This is a genomic window from Candidatus Izemoplasma sp., from assembly GCF_982632705.1.
In genome coordinates this window covers 1-24,245 of record NZ_CEXEES010000007.1, presented here as the reverse complement: position 1 = coordinate 24,245, position 24,245 = coordinate 1, and the positions used below count along the sequence as shown (strand labels likewise).

29 protein-coding genes are annotated in these 24,245 nt (G+C 32.3%); 25 read left to right on the top strand and 4 right to left on the bottom strand.

Going from position 1 to position 24,245, the window contains the following annotated elements; translation table 11 throughout:
* Positions 1 to 26: 26 nt before the first annotated feature.
* The 4 genes from AC2LE6_RS01830 to AC2LE6_RS01815 all read left to right on the top strand — a co-directional run bounded on the left by AC2LE6_RS01830 (position 27) and on the right by AC2LE6_RS01815 (position 4,345).
* Entirely contained in the window at positions 27 to 1,310 is a 1,284-nt protein-coding gene (locus AC2LE6_RS01830; protein WP_484477532.1) for an ADP-ribosylglycohydrolase family protein, read from the top strand.
* 79 nt (positions 1,311 to 1,389) lie between these two features.
* Positions 1,390 to 2,628: a carbohydrate-binding protein gene (locus AC2LE6_RS01825; RefSeq protein WP_484477531.1), complete on the top strand. Its 1,239-nt coding sequence runs from the start codon at positions 1,390 to 1,392 to the stop codon at positions 2,626 to 2,628.
* On the top strand, positions 2,628 to 3,644 hold the full coding sequence (locus tag AC2LE6_RS01820; RefSeq protein WP_484477530.1) for a LacI family DNA-binding transcriptional regulator: 1,017 nt from the start codon (positions 2,628 to 2,630) through the stop codon (positions 3,642 to 3,644). Before AC2LE6_RS01825 ends, AC2LE6_RS01820 begins: the two co-directional genes overlap by 1 nt.
* On the top strand, positions 3,644 to 4,345 hold the full coding sequence (locus tag AC2LE6_RS01815) for a glycoside hydrolase family 16 protein (protein WP_484477529.1): 702 nt from the start codon (positions 3,644 to 3,646) through the stop codon (positions 4,343 to 4,345). The genes AC2LE6_RS01820 and AC2LE6_RS01815 overlap by 1 nt, the downstream gene beginning before the upstream one ends.
* Before the next feature lie 23 nt (positions 4,346 to 4,368).
* Here AC2LE6_RS01815 and AC2LE6_RS01810 read toward each other — a convergent pair whose 3' ends face one another.
* Complete coding sequence (locus AC2LE6_RS01810) at positions 4,369 to 4,863, bottom strand: hypothetical protein (RefSeq protein WP_484477528.1); 495 nt, start codon at positions 4,861 to 4,863, stop codon at positions 4,369 to 4,371.
* Between the two features lie 124 nt (positions 4,864 to 4,987).
* On the opposite strand from AC2LE6_RS01810, the gene tkt reads away from it, so the two are divergent.
* The 12 genes from tkt (at position 4,988) to AC2LE6_RS01750 (ending at position 14,472) form a co-directional block, all read left to right on the top strand.
* A complete protein-coding gene (tkt, locus tag AC2LE6_RS01805) occupies positions 4,988 to 6,934 on the top strand; it encodes a transketolase (protein WP_484477527.1) in 1,947 nt (648 codons plus the stop codon).
* 121 nt (positions 6,935 to 7,055) lie between these two features.
* Complete coding sequence (locus tag AC2LE6_RS01800; protein WP_484477526.1) at positions 7,056 to 7,559, top strand: helix-turn-helix domain-containing protein; 504 nt, start codon at positions 7,056 to 7,058, stop codon at positions 7,557 to 7,559.
* 49 nt (positions 7,560 to 7,608) lie between these two features.
* Entirely contained in the window at positions 7,609 to 8,175 is a 567-nt protein-coding gene (locus AC2LE6_RS01795; protein WP_484477525.1) for a helix-turn-helix domain-containing protein, read from the top strand.
* Between the two features lie 95 nt (positions 8,176 to 8,270).
* Complete coding sequence (locus AC2LE6_RS01790) at positions 8,271 to 9,374, top strand: ABC transporter ATP-binding protein (RefSeq protein WP_484477524.1); 1,104 nt, start codon at positions 8,271 to 8,273, stop codon at positions 9,372 to 9,374.
* 105 nt (positions 9,375 to 9,479) lie between these two features.
* The gene (locus tag AC2LE6_RS01785) at positions 9,480 to 10,181 is read left to right on the top strand and encodes a TMEM164 family acyltransferase (protein ID WP_484477548.1); all 702 of its coding nucleotides are present in this window, start codon (positions 9,480 to 9,482) and stop codon (positions 10,179 to 10,181) included.
* A gap of 83 nt (positions 10,182 to 10,264) precedes the next feature.
* Positions 10,265 to 10,714: a competence protein ComK gene (locus AC2LE6_RS01780; protein WP_484477523.1), complete on the top strand. Its 450-nt coding sequence runs from the start codon at positions 10,265 to 10,267 to the stop codon at positions 10,712 to 10,714.
* 35 nt (positions 10,715 to 10,749) lie between these two features.
* Positions 10,750 to 11,943: a phosphoglycerate kinase gene (locus AC2LE6_RS01775; protein WP_484477522.1), complete on the top strand. Its 1,194-nt coding sequence runs from the start codon at positions 10,750 to 10,752 to the stop codon at positions 11,941 to 11,943.
* Entirely contained in the window at positions 11,944 to 12,492 is a 549-nt protein-coding gene (locus AC2LE6_RS01770) for a cupin domain-containing protein (protein WP_484477521.1), read from the top strand.
* A gap of 15 nt (positions 12,493 to 12,507) precedes the next feature.
* Positions 12,508 to 12,753, top strand: coding sequence for an HPr family phosphocarrier protein (locus AC2LE6_RS01765; RefSeq protein ID WP_484477520.1), 246 nt, complete (start codon positions 12,508 to 12,510; stop codon positions 12,751 to 12,753).
* Between the two features lie 12 nt (positions 12,754 to 12,765).
* A complete protein-coding gene (gene tpiA, locus AC2LE6_RS01760) occupies positions 12,766 to 13,524 on the top strand; it encodes a triose-phosphate isomerase (RefSeq protein WP_484477519.1) in 759 nt (252 codons plus the stop codon).
* Between the two features lie 67 nt (positions 13,525 to 13,591).
* Positions 13,592 to 14,140, top strand: coding sequence for a DEAD/DEAH box helicase family protein (locus AC2LE6_RS01755; RefSeq protein WP_484477518.1), 549 nt, complete (start codon positions 13,592 to 13,594; stop codon positions 14,138 to 14,140).
* A gap of 29 nt (positions 14,141 to 14,169) precedes the next feature.
* Positions 14,170 to 14,472, top strand: coding sequence for a hypothetical protein (locus AC2LE6_RS01750; protein ID WP_484477517.1), 303 nt, complete (start codon positions 14,170 to 14,172; stop codon positions 14,470 to 14,472).
* Positions 14,473 to 14,497: 25 nt separating this feature from the next.
* Here the strand turns inward: AC2LE6_RS01750 and AC2LE6_RS01745 are convergent, their stop codons facing one another.
* The 3 genes from AC2LE6_RS01745 to AC2LE6_RS01735 form a co-directional block, all read right to left on the bottom strand.
* Positions 14,498 to 15,184 (bottom strand): hypothetical protein, encoded by a 687-nt coding sequence (locus tag AC2LE6_RS01745; RefSeq protein WP_484477516.1) that lies wholly within the window; start codon positions 15,182 to 15,184, stop codon positions 14,498 to 14,500.
* 87 nt (positions 15,185 to 15,271) lie between these two features.
* Positions 15,272 to 15,871: a 30S ribosomal protein S4 gene (gene rpsD, locus AC2LE6_RS01740; RefSeq protein WP_484477515.1), complete on the bottom strand. Its 600-nt coding sequence runs from the start codon at positions 15,869 to 15,871 to the stop codon at positions 15,272 to 15,274.
* Positions 15,872 to 16,052: 181 nt separating this feature from the next.
* Positions 16,053 to 16,532: a GAF domain-containing protein gene (locus AC2LE6_RS01735; protein WP_484477514.1), complete on the bottom strand. Its 480-nt coding sequence runs from the start codon at positions 16,530 to 16,532 to the stop codon at positions 16,053 to 16,055.
* 87 nt (positions 16,533 to 16,619) lie between these two features.
* Here AC2LE6_RS01735 and thiI point away from each other — a divergent pair, with 87 nt between their 5' ends.
* The 9 genes from thiI (at position 16,620) to AC2LE6_RS01690 (ending at position 24,151) form a co-directional block, all read left to right on the top strand.
* Complete coding sequence (gene thiI, locus AC2LE6_RS01730; protein WP_484477513.1) at positions 16,620 to 17,858, top strand: tRNA uracil 4-sulfurtransferase ThiI; 1,239 nt, start codon at positions 16,620 to 16,622, stop codon at positions 17,856 to 17,858.
* Positions 17,845 to 18,267: a hypothetical protein gene (locus tag AC2LE6_RS01725; RefSeq protein WP_484477512.1), complete on the top strand. Its 423-nt coding sequence runs from the start codon at positions 17,845 to 17,847 to the stop codon at positions 18,265 to 18,267. The genes thiI and AC2LE6_RS01725 overlap by 14 nt, the downstream gene beginning before the upstream one ends.
* A gap of 47 nt (positions 18,268 to 18,314) precedes the next feature.
* Positions 18,315 to 18,707: a rhodanese-like domain-containing protein gene (locus AC2LE6_RS01720; protein WP_484477511.1), complete on the top strand. Its 393-nt coding sequence runs from the start codon at positions 18,315 to 18,317 to the stop codon at positions 18,705 to 18,707.
* 249 nt (positions 18,708 to 18,956) lie between these two features.
* Positions 18,957 to 19,373: a hypothetical protein gene (locus AC2LE6_RS01715; RefSeq protein ID WP_484477510.1), complete on the top strand. Its 417-nt coding sequence runs from the start codon at positions 18,957 to 18,959 to the stop codon at positions 19,371 to 19,373.
* A 56-nt stretch (positions 19,374 to 19,429) separates the two neighbouring features.
* Positions 19,430 to 19,957, top strand: coding sequence for a hypothetical protein (locus tag AC2LE6_RS01710; protein ID WP_484477509.1), 528 nt, complete (start codon positions 19,430 to 19,432; stop codon positions 19,955 to 19,957).
* Positions 19,958 to 19,967: 10 nt separating this feature from the next.
* Entirely contained in the window at positions 19,968 to 20,672 is a 705-nt protein-coding gene (locus AC2LE6_RS01705) for a TrmH family RNA methyltransferase (RefSeq protein ID WP_484477508.1), read from the top strand.
* A 1-nt stretch (position 20,673) separates the two neighbouring features.
* The gene (locus tag AC2LE6_RS01700) at positions 20,674 to 21,276 is read left to right on the top strand and encodes an HD domain-containing protein (RefSeq protein WP_484477507.1); all 603 of its coding nucleotides are present in this window, start codon (positions 20,674 to 20,676) and stop codon (positions 21,274 to 21,276) included.
* Between the two features lie 448 nt (positions 21,277 to 21,724).
* On the top strand, positions 21,725 to 22,741 hold the full coding sequence (locus AC2LE6_RS01695) for a LacI family DNA-binding transcriptional regulator (protein WP_484477506.1): 1,017 nt from the start codon (positions 21,725 to 21,727) through the stop codon (positions 22,739 to 22,741).
* Positions 22,742 to 22,756: 15 nt separating this feature from the next.
* Positions 22,757 to 24,151 carry a carbohydrate ABC transporter substrate-binding protein gene (locus tag AC2LE6_RS01690; RefSeq protein ID WP_484477505.1) on the top strand — a complete coding sequence of 465 codons (1,395 nt, stop codon included), beginning with the start codon at positions 22,757 to 22,759 and terminating at the stop codon, positions 24,149 to 24,151.
* Positions 24,152 to 24,245: the final 94 nt, after the last annotated feature.

The following is a 24,245-nucleotide window of genomic DNA, read 5'->3' as shown; positions in this document are numbered from 1 at the left end:
CTTTATTTTGATAAGGTAGGTGACATATGAAATATCCAAAGGCATTACATAAATATGAAGAAAAGATAAATCGTTTTGCTCAACTAAAAGCAGAACTTGGGAGCAAAAAGATTTATAAAATAATAGATGAAATAACGGAGTACCTAGATTCTAAAATCGAGATTATAGAACAACTTAGTGATGGAGAACGATTTAATGAACCCAGTACTTATAAAGAAATATTAGAACAATCAAATGTAAATAATTTAGAAACTAAAAGTATTGATGATAAACAATATTTTAGTAAACTGCAAGGTGCTATTATTGGTCGTTTTGCTGGTTGCGCATTAGGTGCACCAGTTGAACTTCTAAGTATTGGAGAACTTGAATATTTTGCAAAAGAAGTGGATCATTCGTTTCCTCCAGTAGATTATTGGCCAAAGGCACCAAATGGTTTTTTCCCAAGATACAAAAATGGTGCTGGTAATCATTTTACAAAAGAAGGAATGACATTCTTAAGTACAGATGATGATATTGCATATACATTACTCAGTTTGTTATTGATTGAAAAACATGGTAAAGCATTTACCAAAAATAATTTAGCTGAATTATGGAAAGCGTACCTCCCAGTTGAATGTACATTTACAGCAGAACGAACTACAATTGATAATCTACTTAACGGATTACCTGTTGATGAAGCTGGAGTTAAAGGAAACTATGATACAGAATTTATAGGTGCTTCTATAAGATGTGATGGATATGGATATATCAATCCAGGTAATCCGTTAGAAGCATCAAAGTTAGCTTTTATTGATGCATCTTTATCTCATCAAAGATCAGGGATATATAGTAGTATGTATTTTGCAGCGGTAATATCAATGGCATTTACGTCAAGTGATATCATTGATACGATGTATGAAGCATTAAATGTAATTCCAAAAGATTCATTATTTCATACTGAAATTATGTGGGCTTTGGATAACAGAGATGTAGTATCAAACTATAAAATTGCGAATCAAATGGTAACAGAAAAGTTCAAAGGTATGTCATGGGTACATGCAATAAATAACGCATGTCTTACAGTGTGGGGAATATGCATAGGTAAAAATAATTTTGAAAAAGGAATTTCAGAAACTGTTGCTATGGCATATGATAATGATTGCACTGCAGCTACCGTTGGTAGTGTCCTTGGTTCTTATCTGGGAATTGACGCAATTGGCACACATTGGTACAAGCCTTGGAACAATACTATCAGGTCTTACCTAAAGGGAATTGAGACTTTTGATTTGGATGATATCATTAAAAGATATTATTGTTTAAGAAGTATCTAAAACGTTTTACGAAAACTTTCGTAAAAGTATTTGTTAGAAATTAAAAACATGATATAATTACTATGGATTGGTGATCGAGATGAAAAAACTATTTATCCTCTTAACAGTAGTCTTTCTTAGTGGGTGTGAACTATCTGAGATTGTAGATTGCAGGGAAAACGAAAACGTTTCGGGTGTATGTGTTGATTCAACAGCACCTGTTATCAATGGAATAACTGATATTACTATAGATATCAATACTGATTTTGATCCTTTAAATGGTGTGAATGCAGAAGATGATATCGATGGAAATATCACTGATTTAATTGTTGTAATTGATCAGGTAGATGAAACGTATCCAGGAACATATATTGTTAGATATGAAGTAGAAGACTCCTTTTTAAATAAAACAATTAAGGTTCGGTATGTAACAGTATCTGCAAATTATGCTTATGGGCAAAATATGGTCTTAAACGGTTCTTTTGACCACGACCTTGATGGATATAACTTTTTCACCTATGAGGGTGCTGTGGGTGACTTCAGTGTTGTTGATGGTGAACTTGTAGCAGAAATCAATAGTGTAGATGGAGATATATGGTATTCACCTAGAATAAATTATCCTGGGTTGATGTTAGAAAACGGAGAGTACTATAAAGTTTCATTTAAAGTGAAGGCTGACAATGAACGTTATATTTATACTCAAGTCGGAGAGTTGTTATCCGCGCATCCTTGGTACGATGATTTCAGTCCTAATATAGAAAAAATATATCATGTCACAGAAGAATATCAGACATTTGAATATTGGTTTAAAATGGAGAGTAATACAAATAACAATGCCTCATTAATTTTTGAACTTGGAAATGTGTATAATCATAATCCGTTAACAACTTTATATTTTGATGATTTAGAAGTCACTAGAATAACAGAAAATGATTATCTAAGTCTTTCAAGTCTAAGTGCTCCTGGAGTAATCCAAGCAGAGGACTTTGATTCAATGGATGGAGTACAAGTAGAAGATACCGGTGATACAGGTGGCGGACAAAACGTTGGTTGGATCAGTACAGGAGACACTATGAATTACTCTATAAATGTTGAAGAAGAAGGAGACTATATTTTCTTTAATAGAGTTGCATCAACACAAGACGATAGAACAATGAACATGTATCTAGATGGAAACTTCCTATTCCAGGTGGACATCATCAATACAGGAGACTGGCAAACATATATAACAGTTGCCAGTGAAATCATTCATTTAGAAGCAGGGTATTACGAATTTACTATTTCGTCTGAAACAGGCGGATTTAACATAAACTATTTTGAAATAGAGAAGGTGAACTAATGGTTACAATCAAAGACGTTTCCAAACGTAGTGGTTATAGTATCACTACAGTAAGTAAGGCATTAAATAATTATTCAGATATATCTGATTCAACAAAGAAAAAGATCCTCGAGTTATGTGATGAAATGGGATATGTTCCTAACTTATCAGCTAGAAGTTTAATTACACAAAAGTCATATACAATAGGTATTGTATTTGAAGAGATTACTGGAGTTGGACTTCAGCATCCACTGTTCAATAAAATACTTGAGAGTTTTAGAAACACTGTTGAAGCAGCAGGATATGACATCATGTTCCTATCTAAAAGCATGGGTGCTAAAAATGGTAGTTACTTAGAACATTCTAAAAGAAAACAAGTTGAGGGTGTACTTTGCCTAGTTGGTGATTTCACATCAAATGAAATGAAATCTCTATACAAATCTCAACTACCAACAATCTTATTGGACTTTTATGAAGAAGGCGCAAACTATATAACGTCTAACAACAAACAGGGTCTAGAACAAGCAATCAAATATTTCAAAGATTTAGGGCATACAAAAATTGCCAATATTTATGGAGGAGAATACTTACAAGTAGGTAGCTCACGTAAATTCTTCTTTGAAGAAGCTATGAAGAAATATGATTTAGATATCGTAGATGATTATCAAGTTTCAGGAGAATTATTCAGTAAAGAAAACGGATTCTCAGCGATGAAACTTTTATTAGAATTAGAAGATGCTCCAACAGCAATATTCTGTGCGTCTGATATGTTAGCAATCGGGGCAATGCAAGCGATCAAAGAAACTGGAAAATCTGTACCAGAAGATTATTCAATTATTGGATTTGATGGTGTCGATTTAGGGCAATTACTATCACCACGTTTAACAACAATTAGGCAGGATACAGTACGCATTGGAAAATTAGCTGCAAATCAAATATTACAAATGATTAATGATAAAACAAAAAGAAGAGTTATTGAACCAGTAATAGTGGATACGTTCTTGATTACAGGTGAAACAACTAGAGTAAACAGATAATGAAACTATATAAACATTTTGATTTTACAAAAGATACAGAATTAAACAGAAATGATTGGAATGTGGCTGTTGGTAAAAAATGGGCAAACAAAGAAGTACAACAATATATAGATTCTAAAGAAACATTATACTTCAATAATGGTCTAGTGATTCGTGCAATTAATGATAATGGTGTTATTAAAAGTGCGAGATTAAATACAAAAGACAAGGTATTCTTTAAACATGGTAAAATTGAGTTTACATGTAAAGTACCAAAAGGAATTGGGACATGGCCAGCAGTTTGGATGATGCCTCAAGAAGCTAAATATGGACAATGGCCTAGATCAGGTGAAATTGATTTATTAGAACATACAGCCAACGACATGGACAAGTTCTATGCTTGTTTACATACAGAAGGATATAATCATAGAAATGGACAACCATACGATACAAGATTTTTAATAGATGGACTTAGTGATGACTTTCAAACATATGGTTTTGATTGGAACGAGGACAAAGTTACATATTATCTAAATGGAAAAGAAATGGTTACATACACAAAAGGGCAAGAAGGTAGAGATACCGGACACAAAGGGTGGCCGTTCAACGAAGATTTCTATTTCATTCTAAATTTAGCAGTAGGTGGAATGTTTGGTGGAAAAGTTGATTATGACTCGTTCCCACAAGAATTCATAGTTAAAGAAATAAAAGTGTACAAATAAAAAAAAGAGACAAAGTCTCTTTTTTATTGCAAATAATCTCTTTCAACTATAAATCTACGATGTAACCTTTTTAACACATATTGATAACGTTCATCACTCTCAGTAGATAGTTTAAGATGCTCAATCATTTCTAGTACAAAACGGTAACTAATATAGTTATCCTTTGCGAATTCAATTAGATTCATCAATGAAGGTTTTGATTTCATTACTTTCTTCAAATCATTTTTATCTTCTTCAGATAAAAACCCTTCTTTTTGCTTGAACAGTTTCTTTACTTCTCGAAGCTCTCCAAATGATAAATGATCGTCTTCCTCGTACATAATATGAATATAGAATAACATTGCGAATTTTAAATTATAAAATCGTTGTTTTGATTTGATGTATTCTTGTCTGTTTTTTGGCTTCTCGGCAGTTTGCTTCTTTTCATCCTTAAAGATTACATATCGCTGACTATTGTCATCAAAAAGTGCGTCTAAAAAAGATATAATGAATTCGAGACCAAATAGCAATTGTCCCATACTATCACCCCTTTTTTACATTATATCACTAATTTGGGCAAGTTTGGTATATTGTATTGATAAAAGTAAGGTTTATAGTATAATAATTGTGAAGAATAAACTAAATATTGAAGGAGTAATATAAATGATTAATTCAATTAATGCGATTAGATTTCTAGGTATGGATGCAATCAACAAAGCAAATAGTGGACATCCTGGAATAGTACTTGGAGCAGCACCAATAATGTATCACCTATACGCAAAGGAATTAAGAATCACCCCTAATAAACCTCTATGGTTTAATAGAGACAGATTCATTTTAGCAGCAGGACATGGTTCAGGTATGTTATACCCAACTCTTCATCTTGCTGGATATAAAGTGACAATGGATGACTTAAAAGAGTTTAGACAATTAAATTCTCTTACTCCAGGACATCCTGAATACCTTCATACCGAAGGTATTGATGCAACTTCTGGACCTCTTGGTCAAGGAATAGCAATGGCTTCTGGAATGGCTGTAGCAGAAATGTATTTAGCAGCAACATTCAATAAAGAAAACTTCAATGTAGTTGATCATTTCACATATGCATTATGTGGAGATGGAGATTTACAAGAAGGTGTAACACAAGAAGCAATGAGTTTGGCAGGACATTTAGGTCTTGGGAAATTAGTTGTACTATATGATTCAAATGATATTCAATTAGATGGACCGCTTGAATGGGCAAACTCTGAGAATGTAAAAGATAAATACGAGGCTATGAACTGGCATTATATTAAAGTGAATGATGCGAACGATTTAGATGCCTTAGAGGAAGCTTTAAATATCGCCAAAGGTGTTAAAGACAAGCCTTCTATAATCGAAGTAAAATCAATTATTGGTTTTGGAGCTAGCAATCAAGGAGACAGTGCAACGCATGGTTCACCTATTGGTAAAGAAGAAACTGATAAAATGAAAAAACGTATGGGATGGAATCAACCAGAGTTTACAGCTCCTGAAGAAGTGTATAACGATTTCTTCAAGAACACTGTACAACGTGGAGAAGAAGCATTAAATAACTGGGAAGAATTATTTGTTGGTTATAAAGCTGAATATCCAGAACTTGCAAAAGAATTAGAATCAATAATGAATGGTGAAACTTCATTCGACTTTGAAAAAGTATTACCGAAACAACCTATCGGTACAAATGAAGCAAGTAGAGTAAGTGGTGGAAAAGCAATCGTTGCTTTAAGTGAAGCTTCAAAAACTCTAATTGGTGGATCTGCGGATTTAACTAAATCAACAAAAGCAAAAGGAATCAATGGTGATTTCACTGCTACAAATAGAACAGGAAGAAACATTAATTATGGTGTTAGAGAACATGCAATGGCTGCATTGGTCAATGGTCTTGTACTTCATGGATTAAAAGGATTCTCAGGAGCTTTCTTTGTATTTGCTGATTACTTAAAACCAGCTGCTAGAATGGCTGCAATCATGAATATCCCTTCGACATACATCTTCACTCATGATAGTGTTGCTGTTGGAGAAGATGGTCCTACTCATGAACCGGTAGAACAATTAAGTATGTTTAGAACTACTCCAAATATTAATGTATTAAGACCTTGCGATGCAAACGAAACTAACTTCGCTTATAGATTCGCAATGGAAGCGACTAAAACTCCAAGTGTAATCGTACTATCAAGACAAAACTTAGAAGTTAAAGTTGATACAAATTATGAGGACTTCAAAAAAGGTGCTTATGTAATTAATGACAAAGAAGACTTTGAAGGAATCTTAATCGCTGCAGGTAGTGAAGTTGGACTTGCACTTGATACACAAGAATTACTTGCTAAAGAAGGAATTAACGTAAGAGTAGTTTCAATGCCAAGTATGGATGTATTCAAAAAACAAAGTAAAGAATACAAAGAATCAATCTTACCATCGAATATTACAAAACGTTTGGCTATGGAAATGGGAACTCCAGATCTATGGTATCAATTCGCAAACAATGTTAAAGGAATTGAAACGTTTGGTGTAAGTGCACCAGCTAAAGACGCAATTGAGTTCTTTGGTTTCAACAAAGAAGAAATCGCAAAACTTTACAAAAATATCTAAATATTTAAAGCCCTCAACTGAGGGCTTTTTTTATATAATTCAATTTCAAATTGAGTAAATCTATTTCCTATTTATTGTCAAAACATGTGTGGTATAATATAGTTATGACAGAGGTGATACAATGAACAACAAAGAAATTGGAAAATATCTATTAGGTAAAAGAAAATCATACGAAATGACACAAGCTGATTTAGCTGAAAAGCTAAATGTAACATATCAAGCAGTATCAAGATGGGAAACCGGAGAAAGCATTCCTGATATTCAAACATTAAGTGCTATCGCAGATTTATACGATGTATCAATCGATGAAATACTTCAAAAAGAAGCAAAGGTAAAAGAAGAGAATCCCAACGAGGATCTACTCTTTCAAAAAATAGTATTCTTCCTTATGCCACTTATTCACGCAATAGGAATATCTGTAGTTCTATTATTTGATTACTTTGACTTATCAAACATTGGAATGCTAGGCTATTTTATTGTAATAGTAGCAGGATTATTTATTCACACAATATCATATGTAACAATAGAAAATAAAGAACGTGTAAACTTTATCTGGTTTTCTGTATCATTTATCTGGTTGGCTATATCATTAATGGTTGTAGGAATCATTAACAACGTAAATTAAAGTAGTTTTTCTACTTTTTTTTATGTTATAATAACGATAGGTGAAATCTATGAATAGAAAAGTGTATGTTTACCAAAATCCTCTTAATTCAGAACTAGAATCATTATTCGGTTCTATTAACGAGAATATTGTAGTAGACTCAATTGAAAACAATTTAATTACAATCACAGATTCTGATTATAATAACGAAGAACCAATTGATTTGGTTTCTTTTCAGGAACTTATTCAAGAAGATTTCGGTGGAGATGTCACAATGTTTATAGAACCATACCTAGAAGAAGAATTTCCACTGGGAAATTGGATCAAACAAATACTAGTTGAGTTACCTAGAAATGTTTATTTCTTTGAAGATATTATTCCCTATGTTGTATTAAAACAAAAAGATGGACTACGAAAACTGATTATTGAGTATCTAACAATGAAAACGAATATTGAAGTAATTCATACTGTTAGAGAATTTATTGAGAATAATCTAAATAGTTCACTTAGTGCGAAGAAACTATATATGCATAGAAACACCCTTAATTACAGATTAGATAATTTCATATCAGCAACAGATATAAACGTTAGGACCTTTAAAGGTGCTAATGCAGTTTATATGTTATTTAAGTACTAATGCCAATTTCTTTGTGCATCTTGCACATAGCAATGTATTAGTATTTTTTATATAATGTAATAGAGTAAATATTAGATTAAAGGAGATGTATATTTATGGCAAGTTTACAGTTCAAAGGATTAGACAAAGTATATGACAATGGAGTTCAAGCGGTATTTGATTTCCAATTAGAAGTAAAAGATAAAGAATTTATCGTTTTTGTAGGACCATCTGGTTGTGGGAAATCTACAACATTAAGAATGGTTGCAGGATTAGAAGAAATTAGTGCTGGTGAGTTATACATCGATAATGTATTAGTTAATGATGTAGCACCTAAAGATAGAAACATAGCAATGGTTTTCCAAAGTTATGCATTATATCCACATATGAGTGTTTATGATAATATGGCTTTCGGATTAAAACTAAGAAAAATGCCTAAAGACGAAATTGACAAAAGAGTTCAAAACGCTGCAGACATTTTAGGATTAACACCTTATTTAGATCGTAAACCAAAAGCATTATCTGGTGGACAACGCCAACGTGTTGCTTTAGGACGTGCAATTGTTAGGGATGCAAAAGTATTCTTAATGGATGAGCCACTATCAAACTTAGATGCAAAATTACGTGTAGCTATGCGTGCTGAAATCATTAAATTACATGAGCGTATTGGAACAACTACTATCTATGTAACACATGACCAGATAGAAGCAATGACAATGGCATCTAGAATCGTTGTAATGAAAGATGGATATATCCAACAAGTTGGAGCTCCAAAAGACATTTATGACAACCCAAACAATATTTTCGTAGGTGGATTTATTGGAACACCTCCAATGAACTTCCTAAGTGGTAAAATCGCAGGAAACAAATTCGTTGGTGAAGGAATCAACGTTGTAGTACCTGAAGAAAAACTACAAATTATCAAAGATAATAAAATGGAAGATCAAGATTTAATCTTAGGAGTTAGACCTGAACATATCCATGATCAAGACAAACAAAAAGCAATGTATGAAGATTCATTAGTAAAAATGACTGTTGAAGTTGCTGAGTTACTTGGTGCTGAAACAAACATCCATGCTACAATCGGATCTGAATCAATTACTGCAAAAGTAAATGCAAGAACAGATATCTCAATTGGAGACGTTATAGAACTAGCATTTGATATGAGTAAAGTGCATTTCTTTGATCCAGAAACAGAATTAAGACTAATCAAAAAGTAAAGGCTGATTTCAGCCTTTTTTTTATCTAGTTTTATAGTATAATTTTTCTTGTATGGAGGAGATTTTATGACGTTCACAATGTGGAGTATTTGGCATTAGCTATTCATTCTATCACCAATATTTTTTACGGTGGTATTACATTATTCAGCTAGAAACTTATCTTTTGAAAAGAAACGAATCTTAGGAATTGTTTTATCATCAATCGCTGTACTAGTTTTGTTCTTACGAAACTACGAAATATTTATGAATAATAAAGAGTTCAATATTGAATTAGCACCACTTCAAGTTTGCCATTTTGCAAACTTTGTATTACTGTATGCATTCATCAAAATGGACAAAGTATCATTTAGTTTAGCATTCAGCTTGAATATGCTTGCAGCATTCTTATCAATTTTGTTCGCAGATAGCCTAGCAAATTATTCAAATATTCTAACACTTAGAGGTATCGCTTATATTGTAGGTCATATTCTAATCGTTGTAATTGCTGCGTGGGCATTCTTTAATGATTTTGTACATATAAGTTGGTCTACATTTAAAAAGACTGCTAGACTAATTGGAATCATCTTTTTCAGTAGTATAATTATTAACAATCTGTTTGGTGTGTACTACGGAAAGTTCTCTAATTACTTTTATGCACACCACACTGAAAAAGGAACACCATTAGAGTGGTTTTGGAACTTTGGAACAGTAACACATATTGGTAAGTGGGAGTTTAATTTCATATATTTGATATTCTCATTATCTTTACTAGTATTTGTTACATACTTGTTCTACTTATTAGCAAATGTAAGAAAGCAAAGAGACTAACCAGTCTCTTTTTCTTTTGTATTTTTCAATAAAATATACCTGAATTGATAAGAATTACATTATATAATAGTGATGGTGATAATATGGATTATATAAAACGATGTATAGATGGTGTATTTATTGTAAGTAACAAATCATTTAAAGAAAATAAAGGATTGGTTTCATATATACAGGAACTATGTTTAAACGATGGATCTAGTATGAATGGAAGAATTGAATTTAGTAAACATCTATTACAGTCAAAATCAAAAGTACCATTTTTTGTCTCTGAGGATATTTTACTGGTTCCCACTCATAGTATTAGAAATTATGATTGTGCCTTAATTAACCTCTTTAATGTCTGTGAAGTAAGGAAAAGTTATTCGGGATTAAAACTAAGTTTTGTCAGTGGAAATATTCTTGAAGTTTCAATAAGCCGACACATATGGATGAACCAATTACAAAAAGCAAACGCTTTAGTTGATAATTACGCAAAAAGAAAGTGTTTACACTATGGACTTATTGATAGATTTTACTATGAAAATCTTGTATAATATTAGTGAAGAAATAAAATTGGAGGATTCATACAATGGCAAAAAAGATTGTTAGAGACATGAATGTTGAGAGTAAAAAAGTATTAATAAGAGTAGATTTCAATGTACCGATGAAGGATGGAGTTATCACAGATGATAACAGAATCGTTCAAGCGTTGCCTACTATTCAAGATGTTGTAGGACGTAAGGGTAAAGTTATCTTATTCTCACATTTAGGAAGAGTAAAAACAGAAGAAGATAAAGCAGGAAAAAGCTTAGCACCAGTTGCAAAAAGCTTATCAGAAAAATTAGGTCAAGATGTACTATTCGTACCATTTACAAGAGGTACAGAATTAGAAGCCGCTATCAACAATTTAGAAGACGGACAAGTATTGATGTTTGAAAACACAAGATTTGAAGATGTTGATGGTAAAAAAGAAAGTAAAAATGATCCTGAACTAGGAAAATACTGGGCATCACTTGGAGATGTATTTGTAAACGATGCATTCGGTACTGCTCATAGATCACATGCATCAAACGTAGGTATTGCTGCTAATATTGATGAAGTAGCTGCAGGATATTTATTAGAAAAAGAAATTAAGTTTATTGGTGGAGTTGTTGAAGCACCTGAAAGACCTTTTGTTGCTATCTTAGGTGGAGCAAAAGTTGGAGACAAAATTGGTGTTATTGAAAACTTATTAAAGATTGCTGATAAAATATTAATTGGTGGAGGAATGAGTTATACATTCTTCAAACAACAAGGTTATGAAATTGGAACTTCAATTTGTGAAGATGATAAATTAGATTTAGCAAAAGAATTATTAGCAAAAGCAGATGGAAAACTTGTATTACCAGTTGACCTTAAAGTGACAAAAGAATTCAGTAACGATTCAGAAATCAGAATCGCATCATTTGATGATGTGAAACCTGATGAAATGGGATTAGACGCTGGACCACAAACAATTAAAAAATACGCAGAAATTTTAAAAGATGCTAAAACAGTTGTATGGAATGGACCAGTTGGTGTATTTGAATTTAGTAACTTTGCTGGAGGAACTATTGGTGTTTGTGAAACACTTGCTAACTTAGAAGGTGCAACAACAATTATCGGTGGTGGAGACAGTGCTGCTGCTGCAATCAATTTAGGTTTTGCTGATAAATTCACACATATTTCTACAGGTGGAGGAGCTTCTCTAGAATATCTAGAAGGTAAATTACTTCCTGGTGTAGAATGTGTTGATGAACTATAAATGCTTGACGGTATTGGCTTAAAAATAAAAGAACTTAGACTGGAAAACGGTCTAACACAAGAAGAACTTGCAAACAGATGCGAGTTGACAAAAGGGTTTATTTCACAAATTGAAAACAACCTGACATCACCATCAATTTCAACTCTTGATTATATATTAGAAGTACTAGGTACTAGTCTTGGAGAATTCTTCAGTGAATCCACAGAAGAAAATGCATATGTATTCACAGAAGAAGATTTTGGTATAAAAGTTGATGATGAATATAACCACACTATAAAGTGGATTGTTCCAAACGCACAGAAATACGAAATGGAACCAATCATTATTGAAATTGAACCAGGTGGTACTTCATTTAAAGATGAACCTCACACTGGTGAAGAGTTCGGATATGTATTAGAAGGCGAAATCGTATTGCGTGTTGGGAAGAAAAGATATGTTTGTACAAAGGGTAATTCATTTTACTATATGGCGAATAAATTTCACTACATCGAGAATACATCAAGTACAATCGCTAGAATTTTGTGGGTAAGTACACCACCAATGTTTTAGAAAGGACATACTGATATGGAAAAAATAATTGAGTTAAAAAGCACTGTAGGATTACATGCATCACTTGCATCAAAGCTAGTTCAAACTGCAAGCAAGTTTGATGTTGAAGTAGAATTACAGTACGAAGATAAAATAGTAGATGCTAAAAGCATTCTAGGACTTATGAGTTTAGCAATTCCAAATGGAGAAAACATTAAAATTGTTGCCAAAGGACCAGATAGCGAAAAAGCATTACAAAGTATCGAAAAACTATTAGGATAAGGACGAAAAAAAATGAGAAAACCAATTATTGCTGGAAACTGGAAAATGCACAAAACCAGAGACGAAGCATTACAATTTATTTACAATATAAACCAAAACGTACCTTCAAATGAATTTGTAGAAAGCGTTGTATGTGCACCTGCACCAATCCTTAGAGATCTTGTTAAAAGACAAGGGGATAACTTAAGAGTCGGAGCACAAAACATGCATTACTTAGATTCAGGAGCTTACACAGGTGAAGTTAGTGCACCATTACTAGAAAACATTGGAGTAACTTACGTTGTCATTGGACACAGTGAAAGACGTGCATACTACAATGAAACAGATAGTGATGTAAACAAAAAAGTACATCAAGCATTCAACTACAACTTAGTACCAATTATGTGTTGTGGAGAAAGTTTAGAATTAAGAGAATCTGGAGAAACTGACAATTTTATTAAAGGTCAAGTTGAAGCTGGGTTAAAAGGATTATCAAATGAACAAGTAATGTCATTAGTAATAGCTTACGAACCAATCTGGGCAATCGGAACTGGTAAAACAGCTACTTCTGAAATGGCAAATGATACAATCAAAGAAATCCGTAACGTTGTAAAAGGATTATACTCAGAAAAAGTATCTGATGCAGTTCGTATTCAATATGGTGGATCTGTTAAACCTGCAAACGTAGACGAGTTATTATCAATGAGTGACATTGATGGTGCCTTAGTTGGTGGAGCTAGTTTAGATAGCGATTCATTCTTAGCATTGGTTAACGCTGCTGTTAAAAAATAAATTTAATATAAAAGACGATTAATTCGTCTTTTTTTATGATATACTTTTATAAACGAGGGGTGATACTATGAAATACATAATGATATTTGGGCCACATGCAGTTGGTAAAATGACAGTCGGAGAGGAATTAGAGAAACTAACAAACCTTCCATTATTTCATAATCATACAACAATAGATCTTGTCTTGAAGTATTTAACATGGGATGAAGGTGTTGGATTAATAATTAAATTCAGAGAAGATATAATGAACGGCATTGTTGAATACAATAAACCTGGACTCATTTTCACAATGATCTGGGACTTTGATTCAAAAGCCGACTGGGATTATATTGAAAAGAATGACAAGATTTTCAAAGACGCAGATAAATACTATGTAGAATTATATAGTGATTTAGAAACACGTCAAGAAAGAAATATTACTGAAAACAGACTAAATAAAAAATGGACCAAACGTAATATAGAGTGGTCTCAAAAAGAAATTGTTTCATCAATGGGACGTCATAGAATGACATCACATGATGGAGAAATTAAATATAAGAATTATATTAAGATTGATAACACAAGCAAATCTCCGAAACAAGTTGCAAAAATTATTAAAGAAACTTTCTCCTTATAAGGTATAATGTAATAGAAGGAGGGATATTTATGTTCTGGAAATTTCCATTTGCAAAATGGTTCGCACCAAGAAAAAACGGGTTATACATTGTGAAGCATCAAGGGAAAGTAAAGCACATTGGAATAGCCTTCAAAACTGAAACTGGTAAGAATATAAAACAGCAAGTTAAGTATCACTACAACAACGAAAAATCCAAGATTACTTGGATGCATGATAACAAAGATATGACAAGCATAAAGTATATACCAATGGAAAACTTTGAAGAAGCTAAAACCAAAAGAGAAGCTATGTATGAAGTCTATAAAAAACGAGTAAAAAGATATGAGTATTAAAAAAGCATCCAATTGGATGCTTTTTTTAATCTATATCTTCAATAATGCAATCTCTATCACATGATGAAGGAACTGAATCTTGAATTAACTCCCATTCACCAGTGCCATCTGCTTCCATATCTACGGTCCAACCATTGGCTTCCTTTGTAGCTAGTACCCCTGAGTTGTTTGTAAAATCAAAATACTCATTATCGATACCCATTGTATACGGTTCTAGCTCTGTCCATGTTAATTCTTGATCTGATGCACAAGTAGTTTGTGAACAGTATAATTTAGCTGCATTTTCAATTGCAAGTGCATCTGCTAAGACAGAATCTTTCTCAGCATTTACTCCTATTTCCCCATTGAAATCAATTTCATTTTGATACTCAACAAAAGATACATTTTCAGTTTCAATTGAACAAGTCATCGCTTCTTCCTCAGAATCGGTAAAACGATCATGTACATCATCTAAAAAATCAAAGAAATCATCATCTTGGTATTCCTCTTTGATAAAAAATTCAATTTCTAATATTTCTTCTACATCATGTTCTCTTGTAAGTATATCTCCTTCTTCATTAACAGAGATTAGTCTGTCCTTTTCTACAACTACTTCAATATAAAATCCATCTTCATTCGAACAATCCAATGTTCTTTGTTCAACCTTTTCCTCACATGCAGTTAAAAATAATGTAAATGATATTGCTAAGATTATCGTTATTATTTTTTTCATTTAATCCCCTCCATATCAAAAATTATACCATACTATTTTATCTAGATTTAGAGTAAATAAAAAAAGCATCCAATGGATGCTTTTTATTTATCTGTTGTAATATTCAACGATTAAGTTTTCTTTAATGTCAGTTAAGATTTCTTGTCTTTCAGGTAAACGGATATAAGTTGCTTCAAACTTGTTATCATCGAAACTTACGAATTCAAGTCTTGTAACTTGAGCTTCTAAAGCATTTTTAACGATTTCAAATTTACGAGCTTTTTCACCTAAAGTGAAAACTTGTCCAGGTTGTACTCTGTAAGATGGGATATCTACTTTGCGTCCATCAACTAAAACATGTCCGTGATTTACTAATTGTCTTGATTGGCGTCTTGTACTTGCTAATCCAGCTCTATAAACTAAGTTATCTAATCTTGATTCTAATAAGAATAAGAAGTTTTCACCTTGTTTACCTTGTAATTTTTTAGCTGCTTCAAAAATTTTCTTGAATTGCTTCTCACTTACACCATAAGTAAATCTTACTTTTTGCTTTTCTTGTAATTGAGTTCCGTACTCAGATAATTTCCCTCTTCTTTGTCCATGTTGTCCTGGAGCATAAGGTCTTTTACCTAATTCTTTACCAGTTTCACTGATACTGAATTTTAATCTTCTAGCTTTTTTCCAGCTAGGTCCTGTATAACGTGCCATAATGTATTCCTCCTTTTATTTTTTCACAAGAGTAATAACGATCTATTAATCAGAATGTTCTAATGATTTCACCAAGGTCAGCCATGATTACTATCAACCCTTTACGGAACATTCAGCAGAAAATAAATTCATTATTTTGCTGCCTTTATTACATATGCGCTTCTATATTATATAGAAAGTATTAAAGAATGTCAACTAATTTCGATACTACCTTCTCTAAATAGTTTTTATCCATTTCGCTAAATCTTTTCTTAATCGGAGAATCAATATCTAGTACTCCAATAAGCCTATTATCTTTAATGATTGGTACGACAATTTCACTACTTGAATTGCTGTCGCAAGCGATATGACCAGGAAACTCATGTACGTCATCCACGATATAAGTTTCTTTATCTTTTGCACTGTTTCCACAAACGCCAATTCCTAGCTTAATTTCTGTACAAGCAGGTAACCCTTGGAATGGACCTAAGTATAACTTTGTTCCATCATAAAGATAGAATCCAACCCAGTTAATATCTTCTAAGAAGTAATTAAGTAATGCACTTAGATTTGATAGTGATGTAATAAAATCATCATCACTTACTAATAGGTATTTTTGATTCTCTAATATCAATTCATAATTCTCTTCTTTGGTCTTACCTTTTTCGATAGCTATAAACATAATTATCACCTATAAAGATTTTAACAAAATATTATAAAATTGCAAACAATTGTGTTATTATATCTTTGAACTAAAGGAGTCGGTAGAATGTATGAAAGAATCTTAGTTAGATATGGTGATCTAACACTTAAAGGTAAAAACAAAAAAATGTTTATAGATAAGGTAAATAACCTTATAAGAGAAAAAGTTAATAATGATAACGTAAAATATGAAAGAAACCATGATAGATTATATATTTTATTAAATGGTGAAGATCATAATGAAGTAATCAAAGGACTTGATAGAGTATCAGGTTTACGCAGTTATAGTCTTGTATCTAAAGTAGAGAAAGACATCGAATCAATCAATAAAAGAGCATTAGAAGTCGTTCAAGGAGAATTAAAAGGAGAAGTTGTTACTTTTAAAGTAGAATCTAAAAGAAGTGATAAAACATATCCTATAACATCCCAAGAAGTTAGTAAGTTAGTAGCGAAACACGTTCTAATTAATACTGAACTTTTAAAAGTAGATGTTCATAATCCTGAATTAACACTTCATGTTGAAGTTAGACCTGATGCAGCCTTCTTATATTGCAAAAAGATAAAAGGTATGGGAGGATTCCCTGTTGGTGTGGCTGGAAAAGGATTGTTAATGTTAAGTGGTGGAATTGATTCACCAGTTGCTGGTTTCCTAGCTATGAAACAAGGTGTAGAAATTGAATGTATTCACTTTGAATCTACTCCACTAACAAGTATAGAATCAGCTCAAAAAGTAATTGATTTATCAGAAAAAATGGCAGCATTTGCTCCACGTTCTAAGATCAAATTATATATGGTTCCATTTGAAAAAATGCATCAAGCATTACTTGAGTTTATACCGGAATCTTATAATATTACAATCATGAGAAGAATGATGTATCGTATCGCTGAACGTATCGCTTTAGAGAACAATAACATCATACTAATAAACGGTGAGTCAATAGGACAAGTCGCATCTCAAACTCTAAAATCAATGGATGTTGTAAGTCGTACTGTAACAATGCCAATCGTTAGACCACTTTCAACATATGATAAATTAGATATTATAGATATCAGTAAAAAAATAGATTGCTACTTAACAAGTATTAAGCCATTTGAAGACTGTTGTACTGTCTATGTACCTAAGAAACCAACCACAGCACCTAATATGAGAAAGTGTCTTCAATATGAAAAACACTTTGACTACGAGACAATAATAAATGAAACAGTTGAAAAGACTAAATACATGATCTGCGACGCTAAAAACCATAGAGATATTACTTTTGAAGGGTTTGTGGTCAGTGAGGTATTAGGAAATGAGAACGTATAGACCTTATACGTCATCAATTATTGTAATGCTGTTGAATGTTTTTTTCATTATACTTGCATTCAATAATGAATCATTTATCCTATATTTCTCAATTGCAATGATCTTAATATTATATATGCTTTCATTTACGATTGTTTTTAAGTATATATCGTTTGATGAAGATTTCTTTAAAACAAACTTCAGGCAAAAAATAGAACTACTTGATTGTGAACAAGATAGTGGTTCTAAAAGATTATTTCGTTATACTAATATAGCAAATGTAACATATGAGGAACCACATTCAATGTTAGCAAATAAATTGCTTGTTACTATTACACTAAAAGATGGAAGAAAGTATATTCTTGATCTTTCATTGCTAAACAAGAACCAACAACTAGACATAAAAACTCATTTTAAGCAAAACATATAGTTTGCAAACGAACTAATAATGAAATATAATATATTCGAGGTGAATTTATGAAGAGAATTATTGTATTACTATTAATAACTGTTATGGCATTTACATTATCTGGATGTGGAAACAAAGAGTATACAAATATATCCAATGATGAATTAGTTGAAATGCTTGAAAATCCTGAGGATTATCAATTTGTAGATGTAAGAACATTACTAGAGTATGATGAGGAATATATTCCTGGATTTGATATTCAAATCAATTTATATAACTTAGAACTAGATTATTCATTATTAGACCAACTAGATAAAGACAAACCTGTTGTTATAATGTGTAACAGTGGAAATAGAAGTGTAACAGCTGCTATGATCTTTCATGATGAAGGATTCACAGAGATTTATAACTTAACAGATGGAATTCAGGGTTGGATTAACGAGGGTCTTGAAACGGAGTAAATAACTCCGTTTTTTTATGACAAATATGACATTTGAAAATACTCATACTATGATATAATTAACAATGAAAGTACAGGGTGGGAAGACTATGGATAGAATCAGTTTAGTAAAAGTATTTGGATTAATATTAGGATTAGCAGTACTGATTTATGGTATTAAGGGAATATAAGCTACAATACCAACTGAGATAGCAACTAATAGAAGAGGGTTTGATCTATATGTTAAGAAGAACTATAATACTTCCAGTAGGTGGAGAGTGATTATTACACAAACTTAGATTTAGGAAGCTATATCACAGATGAATGGGTTATTTATGGTCCAATGGAAACAACGTATTACTATGTTAGGCAAGAAGACGGAATAATTTCCTTGTTAGAGATTGAAGGCAATTATGAATATGTTGATGATCGTAACAGGTATGTGATATCTTGGACTATTCATGAACATGGATCAACTGAATATTTCGAAGCTTTATCGACTAAAGAAAATGCAAGAATCATTGAAACGGTAGGAACCAATGTATCCTTACCTTTTATCATCGTGGGAACCTTCATTTTACTTATAAGTGTTTTCGCAAATAGAACATCCATTTTAAGTAACAATTCTGGTAGGTGGAACATTATTTCTGGGTTCTTCAGTTCTGGTGGATTTATACCAAGAAAATAGATTCTAGATTTACAAGAATAAACAAAATATATACTTTTATAAAAGGGGATGAAATAATGAAAGAATTTTTATACAGAAACGTAAGAGTAATTATTGTAGGAATTATCGTTATTGCTATTGGTGTAGGATTCACACTGAATCCAGAAGAAAAAAGAATTGAGCCTTCAAAAGAGTTTTTTGAGGATTATATAGGTTTTACGATACAAGAAGATGAGATACTTGATTCATGGTATGTTATTGAAGAAGAAAACACTGTGTATTATTACTACATTGACACGTATGATACTGAAGCTGATCAAGATAAAAAGGCTGTTACTAAAGTGGTAACCCAAAACGGAAATGTAGTAACTGAACTATCACGTACAACATTAGACACAGATGTTAATTATGGTATTGATAGGTCTTCGAGCAATGACGCAGAAACAGAAATGGTTATTCATTTTAGCGCATATTTCTATCTTGGAATAGGTGTTTTAATTCTAATAATAGGTATCATCATTAATGAGAAACTAGTTGGTAAAGATTTATCAAAAAGAAAAGAAGTAAAAACATATAAGAATTACGAATTCAATAATATGGACTAAGAGGTGTACTATGAAAATTTCTAGTATAAATAATCAATTAATTAAAGACACAGTAAAACTACATAAAAAGAGAAATAGAGATGAACGAAACCAATTTGTAATGGAAGGATATCATCTGTATGAAGAAGCACAAAAACACGGAAACATAAAAACAATATTTACCACTGATGAAACCATCATTGGTGACAAAGTTATTTATGTAACGGATCAAGTACTAGAGAAAATTTCGCAAACCAAAAAACCACAAGGTGTCTTATGTATCTGCGAGAAAATAAATAAGACAGATATCACAGACAAAGTACTTATTTTAGAACAAGTACAAGATCCAGGGAACCTAGGAACGTTACTTCGTTCTGCCTTAGGATTCGGGTTTAACACAGTGGTCTTAGATAATACATGTGATCTTTATAACGAGAAAGTAATAAGAGCAACACAAGGTAACATATTTAAACTAAACATAATTGAACAAAACACTCTTGAGTTTATACATCAAAATCAAGACTTCAAATACTATGGTACAGCAATGAATGGAGAAACAATAGACAATATTGAGCAACACGACAAAATCGCTTTAATACTTGGTAATGAGGGTGCTGGAGTTTCCAAAGAAGTATTAAGAAACACATATAAAAACATATCGATAAATACAAACGTTGAAAGCTTAAACGTAGGTGTAGCAGGATCAATAATCATGCATGAGATAAGTAGAGGATAATATGAAACTAACAAAGGAACTCGCTTTAGAGTTTACCAAAAAAAAGATAGAACAAAGTAATAGACCCAACTATCCATTTCGCTCTAGATTCAGACATACACTAAGGGTATTGATGTGGGCAGAAAGATTACAGAAAGTACTGGGTGGAGATATAGAAGTATTAACATACTCCGCAATCTTACATGATTGTGCTTGGGACGGAATACAAAACCATGCAATCACATCATATAATGAATCTAAACTCTTTCTAGACGGTTTTGAGTTAGATCAAAACTTCAAAGAAAAAGTATTAGAAGGTGTGCTATATCATAATAGAAATGATACACCTGATTTATGTAAAGAATCCTACATCTTAATGGACGCAGATGAACTTGATGAAGTTGGTGCAGTTTGCATATTGTGGGATACGCTTGCGGAACAACACGAAAAAGATGAAGTATCTTATAAATCAGTAATACTTAGAACAAAAAAATATATCCCTAGTTTTCACAAGAACATAGAGAAACTACATTATGATTATTCTAAAGAAATATACACAAGAAAACTAAAATTCATGGAGCAGTTCATTATTGAAGCTGAAGAGGAATTAGAAATAGAGCTATAAAAAAACCATATTCGATTGAATATGGTTTTTCTTTATTTATTTGAATTTGTTTTAGAAACGTCCTTTGATAACGTCTTCTTCAGTAATGATTCCAGCAGCAACTAATGCTCTTTGGAAAGAAGTAGAAGATTTGGATACCATTATATATAGGAAAATGACATTTCCTTTATGTGAAGTAACTTAGTAGGAATCAACTAAATAATTGTAATTTAGTTTTCCTACTAAAGAAAAAAGAGATGTCAAGTACGATATTTTACGAAAATACGCAAACGATATCGTAAGGGTTTACAAGGTTTTTGTTTTAATCAAGCCATTTTGTCTATATTACCAAATAAAGCGGTTACATTTTGTGTCTTCTAATCTGTTGACATTGATTTTTGGGTTTGATAGTATAATAACGTATTAAGTACGCAATCGTTTGCGTGAAATTTTTGAGGTGATAAAAAGAATGGTAAAACTAAAAGATATTGCTGAGATAATGGGTGTGTCTGTCGGTACTGTAAGTAAGGCATTAAGACATAGTCACGAGATTAGTGAAGAAATTACAGATCAGATTATAAGAGTTGCTAATGAATTGGGATACGTAGCCAATTCATCAGCTAGAATTCTAAAAACAAATAGATCTTATAATATTGGTGTTGTATACGAAGACAAAACAAGAGCAGGTTTAGGACATGAGTATTTCTCTACAATGCTAAACAGTATTAGAGATGAGCTAAAAGAAGCTGGTTATGATTTCACCTTTGTATCGAATAACATAGGTGAAAGCACACTTTCTTTCTTAAACCATGCGAGATACAGAAGATGTGATGGCGTTCTTGTAGTAACTGCGGACTTTAACAATGAGGAAATCGTTGAGTTGGTTAAATCAGAAATTCCAGTAGTTACAATCGATCATATATTTAATAATAGATCCGCGGTACTTTCAGATAATGAAGACGGTCTAGAAACTATTGTTAAATATATATATGAAAAAGGACATCGCAAAATCGCATTTATCCATGGTGAACAAACAACAGTAACATCTCACCGTTTGGGATCGTTTTATAAGACATGTGAGGATTTAGGTATCGAAGTAGATAAGAAATATATCAAAGAAGCTTTATATCACTTCCCACAAAAAGCAGGTTTGATGACGAGAGAATTACTTGCATTAGATGAAAGACCTACTTGCATCATCTACCCAGATGATTACTCATACATGGGTGGAGCAACAGAAATAGAGAAGCACGGTTTAAAGATACCTGAAGACATATCAGTTGTTGGGTATGATGGAATTTTCTTATCAAGGATTTTAAGACCAGTATTAACTTCGTATAAACAGGACAGTACCGAAATTGGAAAAGTAGCTGTTAAGAAGTTATTATCACAAATTGAGAAACCAAAATCATTTGTTAAGAAACCAAAGATGATTCGAGGATGTTTGCAACAAGGGCAAACAGTTAAGGATATCAATAAAAAATAGGAGGATTACACAGAAATGAAAAAAGTTTTAATGTTATTAGCAGCTTTTGTACTTACATTAAGTTTAGTTGCTTGTGGGAGTGAGAGTACAGAACCTACAGAGTTTCAAGAAGAAGGAGCAGTATTAAATATCAGAGTGTGGAACGATGAATTTATCGGACGTTTCAGAAACTATTATCCAGGATATTTAAGAACTCTTGAAGATGGTACAGATTTATTAGACGATGGAACAATCGTTAACTGGATCCAAGTAGCAAATGATAACAATGGTTATCAAAATGCTTTAGATACAGCTTTATTAAATCAAGATAATGCTTCAGCAGACGATAAGATCGATATGTTCTTAATCGAAGCTGATTATGCAAAAAAATATGCAAATGACTTATATGCATTAGATGTTAAAGGTGATTTAGGAATTCCTGAAACTACTTTAGATCAACAATACCAATATACTAAAGACATCGTAACTGATGATTCAGGTGTATTAAGAGCAGTTTCTTGGCAAGCAACTCCAGGGTTATTTGCATACCGTACTGATGTTGCTGAGACAGTTTTAGGAACTTCAGATCCAGTAGCAGTTCAAGCGTTATTAAATAACTGGACTAAATTCGATGCAGCTGCAGTAGATATGAAAGCTGCAGGATATGCAATGATCTCAGGTTATGATGATGCATACCGTGCTTATTCAAATAACACATCAGCACCATGGGTAAACGAAGATAGCGAAATCATTGTAGATGATCAAATCATTGAATGGATCAAACAAACTAAAACTTATAGCGATAACGGTTATAACAATGGTTCAGGTTTATGGAGCCAAGAATGGTTTACAGATATGGGTCCTAACGGATCAGCATTCGGGTTCTTCTTCTCAACTTGGGGAATTAACTTCGTATTAAGTGGTGGTTCATTAGCAGATTCAGAGCAACCAGCTGAACTTGGAAATGGTTTATTTGGACAATACCGTGTTATCGAAGGTCCAGCTAGTTTTTACTGGGGTGGAACTTGGTTAGTAGGAGCAAAAGGTACTGATAATCCTACATTAGTTGCAGATATCATGATGAAAATGACAATGAATGAAAATATCATGACTGATATCACTTTAGATACAGAAGATTATACAAATCACATGGATGCAATGGATGCAATTGCAAATGATGATACTTACGGTTCTCCATTCTTAGGTGGACAAAATCATATCGCATTATTTAACGAATCAGCTTCAACAATTGATATGTCAAATATTTCACCTTATGATCAAGGACTAAACGAATCTATTCAAAACGCATTCAAGGATTACTTCTTAGGAACTGTTACATGGGATGAAGCTTGGGCTGAATTTGTAGAACAAGTTACAACTTTATATCCAGAGTTAACATTAGAAGACTACCCAGCAGATCCTTTCAATTAATAGTAAATAATAATAAAAATTCTAATATAGAAACAATTACAATATAATGATTTGTAGGGGGGAGTAATTCCCCCTACATAACATTGTAAAAGGA